The organism is Paenibacillus albidus (assembly GCF_014644435.1).
Classification (GTDB): domain Bacteria; phylum Bacillota; class Bacilli; order Paenibacillales; family Paenibacillaceae; genus Paenibacillus_AQ; species Paenibacillus_AQ albidus.
In genome coordinates this window covers 60,357-77,932 of record NZ_BMKR01000012.1, presented here as the reverse complement: position 1 = coordinate 77,932, position 17,576 = coordinate 60,357, and the positions used below count along the sequence as shown (strand labels likewise).

The following is a 17,576-nucleotide window of genomic DNA, read 5'->3' as shown; positions in this document are numbered from 1 at the left end:
TATAGGTAACGATAACGGATTCCCCTTTGTGCATAAATTCTCTCGATAGAGACGGGATTTATGGATCAGAAAGGGGATTTTTCCCATCCACTGGATTCTAAAGGATTTCATAGAATGATATAGTTAACCTACTCAATTCAGTCTACTTATGGGGGGATAATTAATGCGTTTGAGTATCTCTGCAAAAACCATGATTATTTATGGCTCGATTTTTATCGCAATTATTATCTTAACCTTCGGTTTGTCTTATTTCGGCACGGTGGGACGTCTGCATAAGGATTTGAAGGATACGCATATCGCGTTGTTAAAGCAGCTTGATAAAAGAATCGAAATTGTGTTTCGGTCCACAGAGAAGGATCTGCTGAACTTGTCACAGGAACTGGAGTACGTATATTTCATGTATGACAGCTTTGATGATGCCTCTCAGAAATATGCGAATTTCTACGGTTTGTCGAACAAATTGAAAACGATGGTGCATGCCAATGAGCAATTTTCCTCCGTTTTTGTATACTCGAATACGAGCGGCGACGTATTGACCGATAAAGCGTTTATAAAGAAAAACGAAGCGAAGGATAATTGGCTGGAAAGCTATATTGAAATGTCAGGTTACTCGAAGTGGATTGCTACGCACAAGATTTGGGATGGGGATAAAATGCAGGATGTGGTCACCCTGATCCGTCCTTATCCACTGATTAGCAGCCCTGGCTACCGGAAAGGGCTGGTTGCTGTCAATATCAACGAGGACATTCTCTACCGGATGATCAGTGATGTCTTTGAAGGGAGTCATGAGGATACACATACCTTCATCGTCGACGACAAAGGGAACATTGTGACGCATGACGACAAAGCGCAATTATACAGAAATATGACCGATGTTCCCTATATTAAGCGGATTCTAGACGGCAATGGAAGCGGGCAGTTCGTGGATAAATCGAACGGGGGCGAGCAATCCGTTTTTTATACGAGGTCTAATTATACGGGTTGGACCATTGTTAGTGTGATTCCGCAGACACAGCTGTACCAGCCGCTGGAATCCATTCGGAATTTAATGCTTGCGATTGTCGTCCTGATGGTTGTACTGGCTTTATCTATTCTGTTCTATGTGAACCGCCGGACCTTTAAGCCTCTGGACCGTCTGGCTAGCAAAATGTCAGGAGCATTCAAGCAGACTGAGCCGGGGCGGATTGCCGGTCTGGATGATTTGGAAACGGTGTTTGATCAAATATTTATGGACCGTGCGTTGTTGGAGAAGCAGGTTCGGGATTCGAAGCCGGTTCTCAAATGGAGAATTGTGATGGATATATTAACGGGCTATCGAACGGATTATGCGTCTGTAAGTCAGCAGCTGGAATTTATCGGGTTTCGCTTCCTCTCCGAAATGTTTGTCGTCTGTACGGCTGAGATTGGGAAGGAGGGCGGCATTAGTTCCAAGGATGAAACATTGTATACATATGCGTTGTGCAACGTTGCGGAAGAATTGATCAATATGGAAACCGCTGGCGTTGCCATCGATTTGGGGAGGGGGCGTGCTGCGATTATTTTTAGTTTTGCAGAAGGCGATAAGGAACAAAACCATCTTCGGGCACTGATGATCTTTGAACTGATTCTGGATGTTACGAAGCGGCAATTTGGGCTCCTGGTAACGGCCGGTGTAGGCAGATGTTACTGCGATATGAAGGATATTCCCAAATCGTACGACGAATCGCAAAAAGCGCTGCAATATCGAATGGTAATTGGCAGTCATTCTGTTATTTCGGTTGAGGATTTAATCGGATCGGATAATCAGGACTATTACCGCATCATCAAGATGACGGACCGGATCGTAGAAGTCCTTAGGCAAACGGAGTATGGAAAGATTCAGCATTATGTAGCGCTTTTGTTTCAGGAGGCGGTCGGCGGCGGTTTGTCTCCGGAACTCATTCGCCAGCTTTCCTATGAACTGATCATGAAATCGCTGCAGGCGATTGCGGCAACCGGTATTGATACGGAAGAAATGCTGGATAACATGGGCAATCTTCACGAAAGAATTAACCGCTGCCACGACTGGCAGGAGCTGGAGCGGATCGTTCTGACCTTGCTCGAGCAAATGGCAAGAAAAGTTGAGGATAAACGTATGCAGCGGGGCAGCAATCGATTGATCGAAAAAATGCTGGCCTATATCGATGATCATTCTAGTGAAAGCGAATTTTCGCTTGCCCAGTTGGCGACCAGGTTCGAGCTGAGTCCGACCTATATCAGTAAATTGTTTAAAGAGCATACAGAGAAGAACTTTATTGATTATCTGATCGAAACCCGGATTAATGCTTCCAAGGAACTGCTTATGGATAAGCATCGTAAAATCAACGATATCGCAGAAGAGGTAGGGTACACGAATACGCGAAGCTTTCTGCGGGCTTTTAAAAAATATACGGGGATGACCCCGACGGAATATCGCGATTGGGTGCTGGATTCGAACGAAAAACTTGCGCTGGAATAAGCGTGGTACTGTCAAATCACAAATAAATGAACGGATCATAAAAAATGTGATCTGGTATTTTGTAAGAAAAGACACCTAACGTATAACGAGTCTCTTTCAAGTAGCGACTTCCTTTTCTACAATTTAAATCGTAGCACACATCAGTAGCTTGTTATGCTGCGAAAGGGTGAAGCGAGATGTTGGGAAAGGGTGAGGCTATATGAAAGAGAGGTTGGCGGTGGAATCGCGAGCCGGGTCGCATGTCGTACGAAGCGGGACAAACAGGCGGTCGGCATGGCGAAGAATGGTGCAGGACAAACATTTGTACTTGATGCTTCTGCCCGTCATCGGTTTTTATTTTCTGTTTAAATACATACCGGTCGTGGGAGAGATCATCGCCTTCAAAGATTACAGGTTCGTGGACGGGATCTTCGGAAGTCCGTGGGTCGGATTCAAGCATTTTCAGATGATCTTCCAAAGTGCAGATTTTTGGAGGATTTTGAGAAACACGCTCGTTCTTAACCTCTATAGTCTTGTGTTTGGTTTTCCCGTACCGATTATACTGGCTCTTCTATTAAATGAAGTACGGAAGAACTGGTACAAGCGCATTGTGCAAAATATGCTGTACATCCCCCACTTCATGTCATGGGCTGTACTTGGCAGCATTGTAGTTGCTGCATTGTCGCCGAGTACGGGGATTGTGAATCTGGTGATGAAGAAAATAACCGGAGGGGAAACTATCTATTTCATGGCTGATTCGTTCTGGTGGCCGATTGCTTATACGATATCAGGCATTTGGCGGGAAGCGGGCTGGGGAACGATACTGTATCTGGCGGCCATGGCTTCGATCGACCCTCAGCTTTATGAAGCGGCCAAAATCGACGGCGCTGCCAAGCTGCGGCAAATCTGGCATATTACATTGCCCGGCATCCGTGGTACGATTGCGATTTTGCTCATTCTCAGAATGGGACAAATGATGGACGTAGGATTGGAGCAGACACTTGTCCTCCAGAATAATTCCGTGCTGGGTGTGGCTGACGTCATTAGTACTTATGTTTACAGGGTAGGGCTGCAAAACATGAACTACAGTTACACGACTGCAATCGGTTTATTCCAATCGGTGATTGGTGTAATACTGGTTCTCGGTGTCAATCGATTGATCCGGCTTTCCGGGGAACGGGGGCTGTGGTAACTGATGAAAAAAATGAATACAGGAATCTCTAACCGAATCGTTTTGGTAAGCGCTTACGTTTTCCTTGGCGGGATTTCGTTGTTAACGTTATTCCCGTTCTGGTACGAAATTGTGGCATCTTTCAGCAGCAGCAGGGCAATTACGTCCGGCGAAGTGTTTTTATGGCCGGTTGAATTCAACACCGTTGCTTATCAACGATTATTTGACGACGGACAACTAATCATGGCGATGGGGAATACCATTGTGGTTACGATTGTCGGAACCGTACTTAACGTGATCATGACGATTATGGCGGCGTATCCGCTCTCCAGAAAAAGACTTGTAGGACGGAATGGGCTGCTGGTGTTCATTACGATTTCAATGCTGTTTGTCGCAGGTTTGATTCCGAATTTTATTCTGATTAAGTCGCTCGGGCTTATGAATTCCTATTGGTCGCTTTGGCTGCTGGGACTGATCAGTACTTATAACATGTTAGTGATGAAGACGTTTATGGAAGGACTGCCGGAGGAAATTGAGGAGTCTGCCTCAATCGACGGTGCCGGTGACTGGCGGATCCTGCTGCAAATTTATATACCGCTGTGCAAACCGATTTTGGCGGCGTTGTCTTTGTTCTATGCCGTTGGCTGGTGGAACAGCTACTTCAACGTGTTGCTGTACATTACTGAATCGACGAAGTTGACCGTCATGGTAAAGCTGTATCAGATGGTCAGCAGGGTAGACGACAACCTGTTGAATAACGCCGGAGGAAACGATGCCATGGAGCAGATTCTTCTGACACCCGAAGCACTCAAGGCGGCTGCCGTCGTCATTGTCGTCACTCCGATTCTGTGCGTATATCCGTTCCTCCAAAAGCATTTTGTCAAAGGCGTATTAATTGGCTCTGTAAAAGGCTGACGGCCGATATCACAGAGCCGGAGGCTCTTGATATAGATCAACAATGATAAGGGGATGAAACGATGAACAAGCTGAAACACGCAGGGAAATCCGCTTTTGCCGCAATGATGGTTATCACGCTATGTACGGCGATGCTTGCCGCATGCGGCTCTAACCCATCCGGCGGGAAACAACCGGGCGGCTCACCTGACCCTTCTAACAAAGTAAGTGAGGGTTCAAAGAAAGAAATCAGCATTTCGATGTTTGATCGCGGTAAAGTACCGACGGAGGAGGGAACTTATGAAAGTAACCGCTGGACCAAGTGGATCAATGAGAACTCGCCTGTCCATGTGAAATGGGTTCCCGTTGCGCGGAACCAGTCACAGCCCAAGCTGAACGCTTTGATCGCTGCCGGCGAAGCACCCGATCTCATCTGGGAATACGATCGGAACTATATCAGCCAGTTGGCGAATCAAGGCGCAATTCAGCCGATAGGCGATTATATCGACAAATACAGTACGACTTACAAAGCGTATCTGGAGAAGCACCCGGAACTGCAGCCGTATTTGAAGTTTAACGGGCAAATGTATGCGGTTTCGTTCGCACGGGAAACTCTTGCCAATCACGGGATATGGATTCGTCAGGACTGGCTGGATAAGCTTGGCCTCAAGGCACCTGCAACACTGGAAGAGTACGTCGATGTTGCCCGCAAATTCAAGACGGGGGACCCGGATGGCAATGGCCAGGCAGATACTGTACCTATCGCGTTAAGTGTGAGTGCCAACTCTATTCACCAAGCGCTCTTTTTTACAAGTGAAAACCAGTGGTATGTGGAGGATGGCAAACTGCAATTTGGCAGAACGGTTGACCGGTATGCGGACACACTGGCACTCCAGAAGCAGCTCTTCGACGAAGGACTGATCGATAAGGAATATATTACGGATACGAATTTTCAGCGTTCCAGCCAACTGTTGACGACAGGCAAAGCAGGCATCTACCTTGGAAATTGGGATATAGAAGAAATCAATAACAACCTGATTAAAAATGATCCGAACGCAAAAATGGTGCCCCTTGAATCGCTCAGCAGCAAATACGGCAAAAACGGATTGTATCAAGAAGCACCGCCAAGCGTATTTACCGCATTCAACAGCAAGATGAATGAAGAGCAAATTAAATCGGCAATCCAGTTTATCGATTGGATGTTGCAGGATGGTTGGGTGCCGCTCAAGTATGGGGAAGAAAATGTCCACTATAACCTGGTCGACGGTGTCCGGCAAAAAATCGATCCGGACAAATTCAAGAAGGAAGTCTCTTATGCTTCTGAATATGCGATTATGATCGACAACGTGTTGCTGCCGGAAATGTTCCTTGCTATGGCTGCAAAAGATGAGGTTTCGCAGAATTACGCCAAGGAGAAGGGAGAATCCCTTGAATTGGTGATGAAGAATAAATACCGCAGAGATATTCCGTTTAATCCCGATTTTCCGGAGTTGACTCAATTGATAGCGACTTTTAGTCCGATCGCTCAGCAGATTGAAGCGAAAGTCGTTACGGGGGGCAGTTCAATGTCACCTGAAGAAGGGCTAATCGAGTTACGGAAAGAATGGAAACGCCTTGGCGGTGACAATGTCGAGAAGCTGGCGCAGGAATGGTATGACACCAATAAAAACAACCTGAAATAACGGATATAAGGCAGATTTTTCAAGGAGGTAGGATGATGACTGGCATGAAGTACAAAAGTATACAGGAAGAGGAAGCCAGATGGCTCCCTTGGTTAAAGAAATCGCTTGCGCAGAAGCATGCGAACTACAATGAGGAGAACAGGATGCTGCGTACGCCGTTCACGAGTCCTGGTTATCATACGACGATTAAAGGAGTGGAATACGTCCACTCAACCAGGGAATCGCTTGACTACGCACTGGCTATTCTGGATAGCGGCGAGGAACAGCATTACGAGCGGGCGCTGGATATTCTACGAACCGTTCTGTCGCTCCAGGATCAACAGCCGGATTCACCGACCTTCGGTATATGGTCCTGGTATTGGGAGGAGCCGCTGGCCAAGATGTCCCCCCCAGATTGGAACTGGGCAGATTTCATCGGCAAACGTCTGCTGCAAGTTGTGATCCGGCACGGAAGCCGGCTTCCGGCCGATCTGCAACAATTAACAACTCAAGCGATCTGCAACAGCTGTGAGGCAATTATCAAACGAAACGTCGGGCCGGATTATACGAACATCTCGATTATGGGAGCATTCGTTACATTGATTGCGGGCGAATGGTTGGAAAATCACAGCTATTTCGTTTATGGCATGGAACGGCTGAAGCGGTTATACGATTATTCGATGCAAACCGGGGCTTTCCTGGAATATAACAGCCCGGCGTACAGTACGGTAGCGATTCTGGAGCTGTCCGCGTTAGTGACCTATTCACAAACAGAGGAAGCAAGAGAATTAGCGAACGAGTTGCTGGATGCGACCTGGGTAATGACTGCCGAGCATTTCCATCCGTTGCTTAAGCAGTGGTCCGGTCCCCATGCCCGTTCGTATAGTACATGGATAACCCCGTCACATCTGTCGTTTCTTCAAATGGCTTGCAGGGGTGAAGTTCCTTTTGTGAGCGATGACAATTTCGTTTACGGATATGACTGGTATGGCCAAGGGGTAGTCTGTCCACAGCGGCTGTTTGGGCTGTTTACCAGCATCGCTGTGCGGGAGCTGCGGCAGGATTTGCCTCCCTATCATGAGTTCCGGACGCGGACGGCTTATACGTACATGACTCCTGAATATTCGCTGGGGACGTTCAATCACAATGTCATGTGGAACCAGTGCCGAAATCTGCTGGGTTACGTTCAAACAGGGAGTGGAGAGCAGAGTTATATCCAGCTGCGGGTTTTGCACGACGGTTACGATTTTTGTTCAGCGGTGTTTACAAGCCAGCAGAAGCAAGCTTCCGTGCTGTACGGCATCCAGTTTACCTTGGACGGCGGGGATACTCACGTGAATTTGGATCCCATCCATGGCCGGATGACGGCTTCGGATCTGCGGATCCGGATTCAAATTGGAAGTTCTGGCAGAGTGCCGGTATGGAAGAAGACCGGTGATGTGTACCAAGCACTGCTTGGGGAGACTTCTTTATCGGTCCAGACCTTGTATGGTGCGTTGGACGGATTCGGCAAGTTCCGCTGGGAAGTGGTCGAGAAGGACTCCGTTGTGAGTTTGGACTATATTCTGTACGAGGGAGAACCGGCGGAGATCGATTTTCATGCCATGGCGGAAGCTTTGTTCTTGTTCGCTATGACGCTTTCAGGGCCTGGTGAATGTCCGCTACCCGGAACATTGGTGACTCCGTCGGAGCAAGCCGTTGAGGCGTCGCTGAATACACCGGAGCAGCCGATCACATTGAGGCTTGCGAAAAAGCCGGCTGAACGGATCGTTTTGTTCCACAGTTAGAAGATTTCATTATAAGTCGGCTAACAAAAATGATTGGGGTGAAAAAGATGTTCAAACTTAAACGTGTGAAAGTAGCCTCTCGTATTTTTAAAGTGTTTTTGGTTGGCGTATTGCTTCAAAGTTTTGTGGTGACTTGGAATGGTGCTGCACCGATTTCTGCGGCGGAGTCCGTGGGGGATCCGGCTAACGATCCGACTGTCGTGCAATGGAGTCCGATCGAGGATACCTATGTGAATGCCGGAGGGAATGCGGGCAATAATTACGGCTCCTCGAACCTGCTTCTGGTCAAAAATTACGATATCGACAGCAACCTGAACAGGGCAAGCGTATTTGAAATTTGACCTGAGTACACTTGATGGCGAGATAGGTTCGGCCAAGTTAAAGGTGTATGCCGTCGATACGGAGAATTCGACGATTGGCGTGCAGGCCTACGGCATGGAGAATGATGCTTGGGCGGAAAATACGGTTACCTGGAATAATAAACCTGAAATCGATCATTATTTGGCGGCCGTTAATGTCGGAAGAACGGCAAGCTGGCATGAATGGGATGTTACCAGCTTCGTCAAAAAACAATCAGCCTTAGACGGAATAGCCAGCCTTGCGCTGGTGGAGCAGGCAGCGAAAGGCCATGCTGTTTCGGTCAACAGCAAGGAACATACGGATAACCGCCCTTATTTGGAAATCTCCGTCAATCGAACGAATGAAAACGCTCCGGGTTGGCTTGATGGCGGGGTTCTCAATGTCTCGGACATTACCGAAAACGGCATGAAACTGGAATGGTCTGCTGCGACTTACCCAGCAGGTGTGACCGGTTATACCGTTTATCAGAATGGCAGCGTTATCGGGAAGGTGAACGGCACAACGACCTCCTATGCCGTAACGGGACTTGCGGTCGGCCAGAAGTATACGTTTAAAGTTGAAGCAGGGAATGCCCTCAATGAGTGGAGCCACGATGGGCCGTATGTTACTGCGGAGACGCCGACGACGAAACTGATCCAGGTCCGTCCAGGCAATGTATATTCAAACGGCGAACCGGTCCGCTTTAAAGTCCGAACGGCGAGACCAGCCGTATCATGGGCTGTTTATGACTATCAAGGAGCGCTTGTACAAGAGGGCGCTGCGCCGTCGGTTCACAATGAAGCCATATGGACAGTGCCTCATTCGAGTTATGGGTATTTTACGCTGCAGGTCAGAGCCGATCTGGAGGGGAGCGATCCGGTTAGGATCAAGACGCCATTTGCGGTACTTGCATCCCGGGATGAACCCGGAAATGAGGATTCGCCGTTCGGGGTGTCGACGCATTTGCACCGTTTTCCACAAACAATGACTACCGATCTCGTGGGTCTCATGAAGGATGCCGGCATCGGCCTGGTACGGGGCGGTTATGAGTGGCGAGGCATAGAAAAACAGCTGGGCAACTATACGTTTACTCCTCAGCCGGACTATTATATGAACTTGCTCCCTAAGGAAGATTTTGACTTCGTTTTCGTTTCGGGATATACGAACCCCAATTATGACAATGACAGCACTCCGTATACAGATGCCGGGCGGGAAGGGTTCGCCAATTACATGAAGGCTTACGTGGATCAATATCAAGGCCAGATGGATGCCGTCGAAGTGTATAACGAATTCTATGGCAGTTTCGGAGATCGCGGTAATGGACCTGCCGATTCCAAACCTGAAAATTATTATCCTCTGTTAAAGAAAACGTATGAAACGCTCAAAGCCTCTCACCCCGATTTGCCGGTACTCGGAACATCAACGGCAGGGGACCTGAAATGGATTGAAGACGTGCTTAAACTTGGCGGGATGCAGTACATGGACGGCTTTTCGATTCATCCCTATTTATATCCCGGCCCGCCGGAAGGGTATGAGAACCTGATCACGGGTCTGAAGGATTTGATCCGAAAGTACAACAATGGAAATTTGAAACCGATTTGGATTAATGAAACAGGTTGGCCAACGCAACTGGATGCGCGGGGCGTGGATGAGAAGACGCAAGCGAATTATCTGCTCCGTGCATATATCGTTGCCTTGGCGAATGGCGTGGAGAAGATCGTTTGGTACGATTTGATCAATGACGGGATTCAAAATATTAACGAGGACAATTTCGGTCTTTTACGGAATCCGAACGATAAGCTCGGGAGCCTTACCCCGAAACCCGCATATACGTCTTTTGCAACCATGACCAAAATGCTGAAAAACGCTTCATTCGTAAGACGCGATTCCACAGACAGTGATATCCGAAGTTATGTGTTTGACAAGGATGGCGGCAATGTCCGTGCAATATGGTCAACAAGCGCATCGGTTCCTGCTGTCATTCATACAACGAGTCCCATACAGATCACAGATATGATGGGGAATACGCAGACGTACACGCCTTATAACGGTAACGTATTTGTGACCTTAAGCAATGAACCATTTTTTGTGGTTGGGGAAGTGGCCTCTGTCGAAAAGAATTCGACGTTTGCGCTAATCGGGGAACCGGCACAGGCAGGCGATTCGATGTCGTTCACCTTGGAAACCGATAACGCGATGTCCGAGGATTTTGATTTCAGTCTGAACGTGGAAGGTAAGCTCTATCCTGTCCAAACACCAAGCGGGCAAAAAACCGAACAAACGATTCAGGTTCCGAGCGGAAACGAGCCAGGCAGCCGTTTGGTAACGGGTGTTTTGATGAAAGGAAATGAAAAAGTCGGACTGCTCAGGAGTTCTGCTTCGGCGCTTCCATCTTATAATGTTCAGGTTCGCCCTATTATGAACGAACCGGATAGGAGTAAAGCGCTTAGGGTTGCAATCAAAAACGAATCGAAATCAAAGCCATTACAGATTCAAAAAGTAGATTGGAGGTTCGGGACCCAATCGGGAACTGAAGTTCTGAACGTTGCGGTTCCGTCCGAATCTTCAACCTCTGTGGAATTTCCGCTGACCGGCTTTAGCACGGGTGTTACCAGTCCGATTAAGGTGACGGTTTATATGGATGGTTTCGATCCGTACACGTATGAGGGAACTGCCGAGTTTAATCCCGTTCCGGGAAGATCCGTCACGGTGGATGGGACGATTGATCCAGATACCGCAGAGAGTGCTCCCACGATCGATCTGTCGAAAGGTACGGTGAAAATGACCGGATATCAAGGGGGAGGCGATTTAAGCGGAAATGTTTGGCTAAGTCACGATTCCAATCACTTCTATCTGTCCGCAAAGATTAAGGATGATATCCAGGCATCGCTGTCCACAGGGGCCGATATCTGGAAAAACGACAGCATTCAATTTGCCGTTGCGAACGGTCTTCCCGGAGAAAGCCCGTATTGGCACGAATTTGGAATCTCACAAACCCCTGAGGGTCCGCAAATCTACAGATGGATTACTCCTCCGGGTGTGGAGAAGGGGCCGGTTGAGAGTGGAAGTCTAGCCATAACAAGAGACGAAGATCAGAACTATACGCTCTATGAATTATCGCTGCCCTGGTCCGAAATAGCACCGATCCAGGCGGAGAAAAACGAAGTAATCAGCTTTTCGATGCTTGTCAATGACAATGATGGAAACGGCAGAAAAGGGTATATTGAATGGGGAGGGGGAATCGGAGACGGGAAGTTGTCTTCAAAGTTCCGCTCCATGCAGTGGATGGTTACAGCAGACACCACCCCGCCGAAAACGGTCGTTTCTCTGGAAGGAACGCAGCAGAATGGCTGGTATGCAAGTAAAGTACAGGCAACACTTAACGCTGCGGATGACGTATCCGGCGTAACAACGACGGTATATAGCCTGGATGAGAAAAAGACATGGCTGCCTTACACGGCACCCTTGACGTTTGATGAAGACGGTTCGTATACTCTTTCATTTCAATCGACTGACAAAGCAGGGAATACAGAGGAGGCACAAACGGTTACTTTCCGCATAGACCAAACCGCCCCGACAGCTTCGGTCGCTTACAGTATTACAGAGCCGACTAATCAAGAGGTCATCGCTACGATCACGCCAAGTGAGCCGGTTACGATTACGAATAACGGAGGGGGCAACAACTTTACGTTTCGGGAGAACGGAAGTTTTACCTTCGAATTCGTCGATGCTGCGGGTAACAAGGGGACAACAACGGCGGTTGTCAACAATATCGTATCGAGCGCGGAAGGGGTACCGGGTAAACCTGAACTATCATCCGATAACGGTCACGATTCGGGCCAAAAGGACGGGAACCACCAGATAACAATGAACATGTGGTGGGGGAATAACGGTACGAGCTACAAATTATACGAGAACGGCATGCTGATAGATACGCAGATGCTGACGGACGCTTCACCCAATGCGCAATCCGCAGTCACGTCCATTGCGTCCAGGGGAAACGGCACCTACGAGTACCTCGCTGAACTTACAAATGCGTTTGGTACAACGCGAAGCGGCGTTCTGGCCGTGCAGGTGACCGATGCTGAGCCGGGCAAACCTGTGCTCTCGAATGATAACTGGGACGGAGATGGAAATTTCAACCTTAACATGAACATGTGGTGGGGCACGAATGGGGTAACGTACCGGCTGTATGAGAACGAAGTTCTCATTGATACGCAAAACCTCGCCGATAAGTCTCCGCAAGCCCAGTCGGCGGTGACGGCGATCCAGGGCAAACTGGCGGGCACGTATGAATATCGCTGCGAGCTTGTTAACGAAGCCGGAATCACATCGAGTGAATCCATCACTATAAAAGTGAATTGAAGACGAATTGACTCGCATCCGAATCCGGAACAGCGCCCTTACCTTGTGAGGTGGGGCGCTTTTTCGTGTTTGATTTGTAGAAGCTTACTTCAACGATTACTGGATAGGGTTCCACTGGTATGTAAAGCACGTACTTGTTATACTGGTTTTGCATCTGCTCCATCCTATAGGTAAGGGGATTAGTAAGTATGAAAAGAGAACAAATACTGGATAATCTCAAATCCCAACTGAAAATGGGGAATCATATTATTGGAGTATCAACAAGTGCGGGAATAACTGCGAAGTATGCTAAACAAGGTGGAGCTGATTTTATTTTGACGTTAAATTCAGGTAAATTCCGCCAAATGGGAAGAAGCTCATTAGCCGGATTTTTGCCGTTTTGCAATAGCAATGATATGGTAATGGACTTTGCATCTAGAGAGATTATACCATTGGTGCAGGATCTGCCTATTATTTTTGGGCTTAATGCAACCGATCCTACCAAGGAAATGGAAACTTACATAAATGAAATCAAAGATATGGGGTTTTCCGGTATTAATAACTACCCCACAGTTGGACTCTTAGACGGACTATTTAGTGAAGCTCTCCAAGAAGAGGGGAACGCTTATCTGCTTGAAGTAGAAGCAATAAGAATAGCCCGCGAAAGAGATATGTTTACAGTTGCCTTTGTATTTGATGAAATACAAGCGGCTCAGATGATTGAGGCGGGTGCTGATGTTATTTGTGCACACTTAGGTTTAACAGAAGGTGGATTATTAGGAGCAAAAAAGGTATTCTCCCTGGAAGCCGCAAAGGTTAAAGCGGACAAGATATTTAATATATGTAATGAGTTGAAGCCGGATTTAATTAAGCTGGTGTATGGTGGCCCTGTGAAAACACCCATTGATGTTCAATATATGTACAGTAATAATGAAGACTTAATGGGATATATAGGGGGGTCTGCTTTTGAGAGAATTCCTTCCGAAAAGTCCATTACAAATATAACCAAAGCCTTTAAAGGATCGGGTAAGCTTGATGAAGATGATTTAATGGTTAAAATGTTGGACGGAGTAACAAAACACTATGATTATGTTGAATTCGTGAAAGAATACGTTGCCCAAAATTACATGAATGATATTTCGTTTTTGGATTTAGCCAAGGTGGCTCATGTATCCAGGAGTTACTTAAGCAGTTTGTTTAAAAAGAAAGTGGGCTGCAGTTTCCAAACGCACATTGTTAAATTCCGGATGGATAAAGCAGCAGAAATATTAGACAGAGAAAATATCCAATGTTCTGAGCTAGCGCCATTAGTCGGGTATCAGGATTATGCACAGTTCAGCAAAATGTTCAAAAAGTATAAAGGTTATTCTCCAAAACAATATAAATCTAACCTAAACACAAAAAGATAAGACATTAAAGCGTTTTCGAAAATAAGCCGAAACAGTATGATTAATTTGTTGTTAATCATACTGTTTTTTTTATGAGAACGTTCTTAAAAGCCAAAATTTAAAAGGAGGTTAAAAAATGAAGACCATCGCCATTGCGGGGACATTTGACACTAAAGGTGAAGAGTATCTATACCTTAAACATTTGCTTGAAAGTTTGGGACTAAGTACTTTTACCATTCATACAGGTGTATTTGAGCCTACATTTAAACCGGATATATCCAACAGTGAGATCGCAGAGGCAATAGGCCTGGACATTACAACGCTCGCTGCTAAGAATGACAGAGCTTTAGCAACGGAAGCATTATCCAAAGGTATGGAACAACTAGTGCCTGAATTATACAAACAGGGTAAATTTGATGGAATCATCTCCTTAGGGGGTACCGGAGGAACTTCACTAGTGGCACCAGCTATGAGAGCGCTGCCCATTGGTGTACCTAAAGTTATGGTATCCACAGTAGCATCTGGAAATACTGCGCCATATGTAGGTACAAGTGATATTGTCATGATGCCGTCCGTAGTAGATGTTGCAGGGCTCAACTCAATTTCAACAAAGATTTTTACAAATGCAGCATTTGCAATCGCAGGTATGGTTAAATTTGAAAATACAAAGGTCATAGAGAAAAAGCCATTGATTGCTGCAACTATGTTTGGGGTGACCACTCCTTGTGTAACCGCCGCCAGAAAATACCTTGAGGATAGAGGGTATGAAGTACTAGTGTTCCATGCCACAGGTATAGGTGGACAGTCCATGGAAGCGCTTATTGAGGCTGGATTTATTGAAGGGGTATTAGATCTTACAACAACAGAGTGGGCAGACGAAATTATCGGTGGCATTCTGAATGCAGGACCTCATCGTTTGGAGGCAGCCGGTAAAAATCATGTTCCACAGGTTGTATCCGTAGGTGCACTTGATATGTGTAACTTTGGACCTTACGATACCATACCGGAGAAATTTGCCGGACATAAGTTCTATAAGCACAATCCTACAGTAACACTCATGAGAACAACTGTAGAAGAAAATGAAGCGATCGGTAAAAAGCTTGTCGATAAATTAAATATGGCAAAAGAGAAAACCGTTTTAATGTTGCCTCTCAAAGGCATATCAGCCATTGATGTTGAAGGTGAAGCCTTCTATGGAGCAGAGGAAGATAAGATGTTATTTGATACCTTAAGAGAGGGTATAAACAGAAATGTTGTAGAGGTAATTGAAATGAATTATGCCATAAATGATGTAGCGTTTGCAGAAGCAGCAGCACAAAAATTAATAGATTTAATGAGTAAATAAGAGGCTTTACCTCAAAATAAGCTGTTGACAGACTGAACGGACTGGAGAAACGTTATTTCGCGAAATCAGCTCATTTTCCTGGTCAAACGGACTCAGGAGCCGCTAAATGATCAAATGACCTTCGTTTTGGGCTAGAGATCATAGAATAAGCTCCCCTGAGTCCGTGAAAAAGGACAACACCTTTCGTTGCCTCAAATAAGATCTCCTGAGTCCGCTTCCTTGTACAGCCGCTCCCAGTGACGAGTTGTTGCTGGGGCCAAGTTAACCGCTGATTATGGATTTGAGCCAAATAAGACACATAAAAAATATAATGATTATGGAGGATTTACAAATGAACAAAAATACGAGAAAAGAAATTATTGCAAAGTTTAAGGAAGAAGTGAAAAACGGAAAGATCCTATTGGGAGTAGGAGCCGGTACAGGTATTACTGCTAAAAGCAGTGAAGCTGGCGGCGCTGATATGCTTATTGTCTATAATTCTGGAAGATATAGAATGGCAGGCCGTGGATCATTAGCCGGATTATTATCTTATGGGGATGCAAATCAAATTGTAGTTGAAATGGGTGCTGAAGTATTGCCAGTTGTAAAAAATACACCAGTATTAGCAGGCGTATGCGGAACAGATCCTTTTAGAGTTATGGAGGTTTATTTAAAACAGTTAAAGGACCAAGGATTTAATGGCGTGCAAAATTTCCCGACAGTAGGTTTGATTGATGGCGTATTCAGACAAAACTTAGAAGAGACAGGTATGGGATATGATTTAGAAGTAGAAATGATTAGAACAGCACATGAATTAGACATGCTTACAACTCCGTATGTATTTGATCCCGAGCAGGCAAAAGCAATGGCAGCGGCAGGAGCAGATATCCTGGTAGCACATATGGGCTTAACTACCAAAGGTACAATTGGCGCAAAAACAGCCCTAACATTAGATGATTGTGTTAAGAAAATTGAAGCTATTATTAAAGCCGGTAAAGAAATTAATCCGGATATAATGGTAATATGTCACGGAGGACCTATTGCAGAACCTGAAGATGCTGCATACGTAATTGAAAGAACAGAAGGAATAGACGGTTTCTTTGGTGCATCCAGTATTGAAAGATTTGCAGCCGAGAAAGGTATAAAAGATCAGACCGTTGCGTTTAAGTCAATAACATATAAATAATTAAGATCACAAGTGAAAACGGCTACGCCGTCCTTTTAAAGGACGGGTGTTTTAGCGAGAAATAGAAGGATAATATATAGCGTGAAACATATAAATTCTTATATTTTAAAAAAGCCCTTATCCGGATGGCCGGATAAGGGCTTACTGTTATAAAAAGGTGGTATTAGGCTTTAGGAACACTTTCCCAATCCTTCAGGAAACGTTCGATTCCGCTGTCTGTAAGCGGGTGTTTCCACAGGGAAGGCAAGAGAGAGCCCGGAATCGTCGCAATATGGGCACCGGCGATAGCAGCTTGTTCCACATGCGCGATATTGCGGATGCTCGCGGCGATAATTTCCGAAGGAAGATTAAAGTTGGTCAGAATGGTCTTCAGATCCTTAATCAGCTGCATGCCATCCACACCGATATCATCAAGACGCCCTACAAACGGGCTGATATAGGTTGCGCCTGCTTTGGCAGCCATCAGTCCTTGTGCGGCGGAGAAGATCAAGGTTACATTGGTTTTGATGCCTTTTTTGGTCAGCTCATAACAAGCTTCCAAGCCGTCTTCGGTCATAGGCAGTTTAATCACAACGTTCGGCGCCCACTCGGCGATTTCATAGGCTTCCTTAAGCATGTCTTCAGCTTTGAGCCCGATGACTTCCGCGCTGACCGGCCCTGGCACGATGGCGACGATTTCTTTGATTACATCTTTAAAGAGTCTGCCTTCTTTGGCGATGAGTGACGGATTTGTCGTTACGCCATCCACTAATCCGAGGCGGGTGATACGTTTGATTTCTTCAATATTCCCTGTATCCAAGAAAAACTTCATGTACAATTTCCTCCCTTGATTTCCATATGGATTGACAAGCAGCATTCCTATCACCATTATGAGACATCGGGTTCGAAGTTTCAACTGTTATTTTGAAATATTCAAATTAACTATATAAGATGAACTTAAGAGGTTAACGTAAGATTAGCCCGTCACTACGGTGAATGTTTGGACTTCCAGCCGCTGTTGTCTTCAGATTTCTTTAATTAAACACTA

At 46.1% G+C, this 17,576-nt stretch carries 11 protein-coding genes; 10 read left to right on the top strand and 1 reads right to left on the bottom strand.

Annotated features, from left to right (window positions below; all coding sequences use genetic code 11):
• Positions 1 to 163: 163 nt before the first annotated feature.
• From IEY53_RS15935 to IEY53_RS15890, 10 genes are all read left to right on the top strand, one after another.
• Positions 164 to 2,476, top strand: a complete 2,313-nt coding sequence (locus IEY53_RS15935; RefSeq protein WP_189026585.1) for a helix-turn-helix domain-containing protein — start codon at positions 164 to 166, stop codon at positions 2,474 to 2,476.
• A gap of 199 nt (positions 2,477 to 2,675) precedes the next feature.
• Complete coding sequence (locus IEY53_RS15930) at positions 2,676 to 3,647, top strand: ABC transporter permease (RefSeq protein ID WP_189026583.1); 972 nt, start codon at positions 2,676 to 2,678, stop codon at positions 3,645 to 3,647.
• Between the two features lie 3 nt (positions 3,648 to 3,650).
• The gene (locus IEY53_RS15925; protein WP_229696185.1) at positions 3,651 to 4,541 is read left to right on the top strand and encodes a carbohydrate ABC transporter permease; all 891 of its coding nucleotides are present in this window, start codon (positions 3,651 to 3,653) and stop codon (positions 4,539 to 4,541) included.
• 62 nt (positions 4,542 to 4,603) lie between these two features.
• The gene (locus IEY53_RS15920; protein ID WP_189026581.1) at positions 4,604 to 6,202 is read left to right on the top strand and encodes an extracellular solute-binding protein; all 1,599 of its coding nucleotides are present in this window, start codon (positions 4,604 to 4,606) and stop codon (positions 6,200 to 6,202) included.
• Positions 6,203 to 6,237: 35 nt separating this feature from the next.
• Positions 6,238 to 7,968 (top strand): DUF8769 domain-containing protein, encoded by a 1,731-nt coding sequence (locus IEY53_RS15915; RefSeq protein WP_189026579.1) that lies wholly within the window; start codon positions 6,238 to 6,240, stop codon positions 7,966 to 7,968.
• 47 nt (positions 7,969 to 8,015) lie between these two features.
• The gene (locus IEY53_RS15910; RefSeq protein ID WP_189026577.1) at positions 8,016 to 8,309 is read left to right on the top strand and encodes a CBM96 family carbohydrate-binding protein; all 294 of its coding nucleotides are present in this window, start codon (positions 8,016 to 8,018) and stop codon (positions 8,307 to 8,309) included.
• The gene (locus tag IEY53_RS15905; RefSeq protein WP_189026575.1) at positions 8,299 to 12,672 is read left to right on the top strand and encodes a CBM96 family carbohydrate-binding protein; all 4,374 of its coding nucleotides are present in this window, start codon (positions 8,299 to 8,301) and stop codon (positions 12,670 to 12,672) included. The genes IEY53_RS15910 and IEY53_RS15905 overlap by 11 nt, the downstream gene beginning before the upstream one ends.
• Before the next feature lie 188 nt (positions 12,673 to 12,860).
• Positions 12,861 to 14,060, top strand: a complete 1,200-nt coding sequence (locus IEY53_RS15900; RefSeq protein WP_189026574.1) for a phosphoenolpyruvate hydrolase family protein — start codon at positions 12,861 to 12,863, stop codon at positions 14,058 to 14,060.
• Between the two features lie 115 nt (positions 14,061 to 14,175).
• Positions 14,176 to 15,384: a Tm-1-like ATP-binding domain-containing protein gene (locus tag IEY53_RS15895; protein ID WP_189026572.1), complete on the top strand. Its 1,209-nt coding sequence runs from the start codon at positions 14,176 to 14,178 to the stop codon at positions 15,382 to 15,384.
• A 331-nt stretch (positions 15,385 to 15,715) separates the two neighbouring features.
• Positions 15,716 to 16,549 (top strand): phosphoenolpyruvate hydrolase family protein, encoded by an 834-nt coding sequence (locus IEY53_RS15890; RefSeq protein WP_189026570.1) that lies wholly within the window; start codon positions 15,716 to 15,718, stop codon positions 16,547 to 16,549.
• Positions 16,550 to 16,712: 163 nt separating this feature from the next.
• On the opposite strand, the gene fsa is transcribed toward IEY53_RS15890, so the two are convergent.
• Positions 16,713 to 17,360, bottom strand: coding sequence for a fructose-6-phosphate aldolase (fsa, locus tag IEY53_RS15885; RefSeq protein WP_189026568.1), 648 nt, complete (start codon positions 17,358 to 17,360; stop codon positions 16,713 to 16,715).
• Between the last annotated feature and the right edge of the window lie 216 nt (positions 17,361 to 17,576).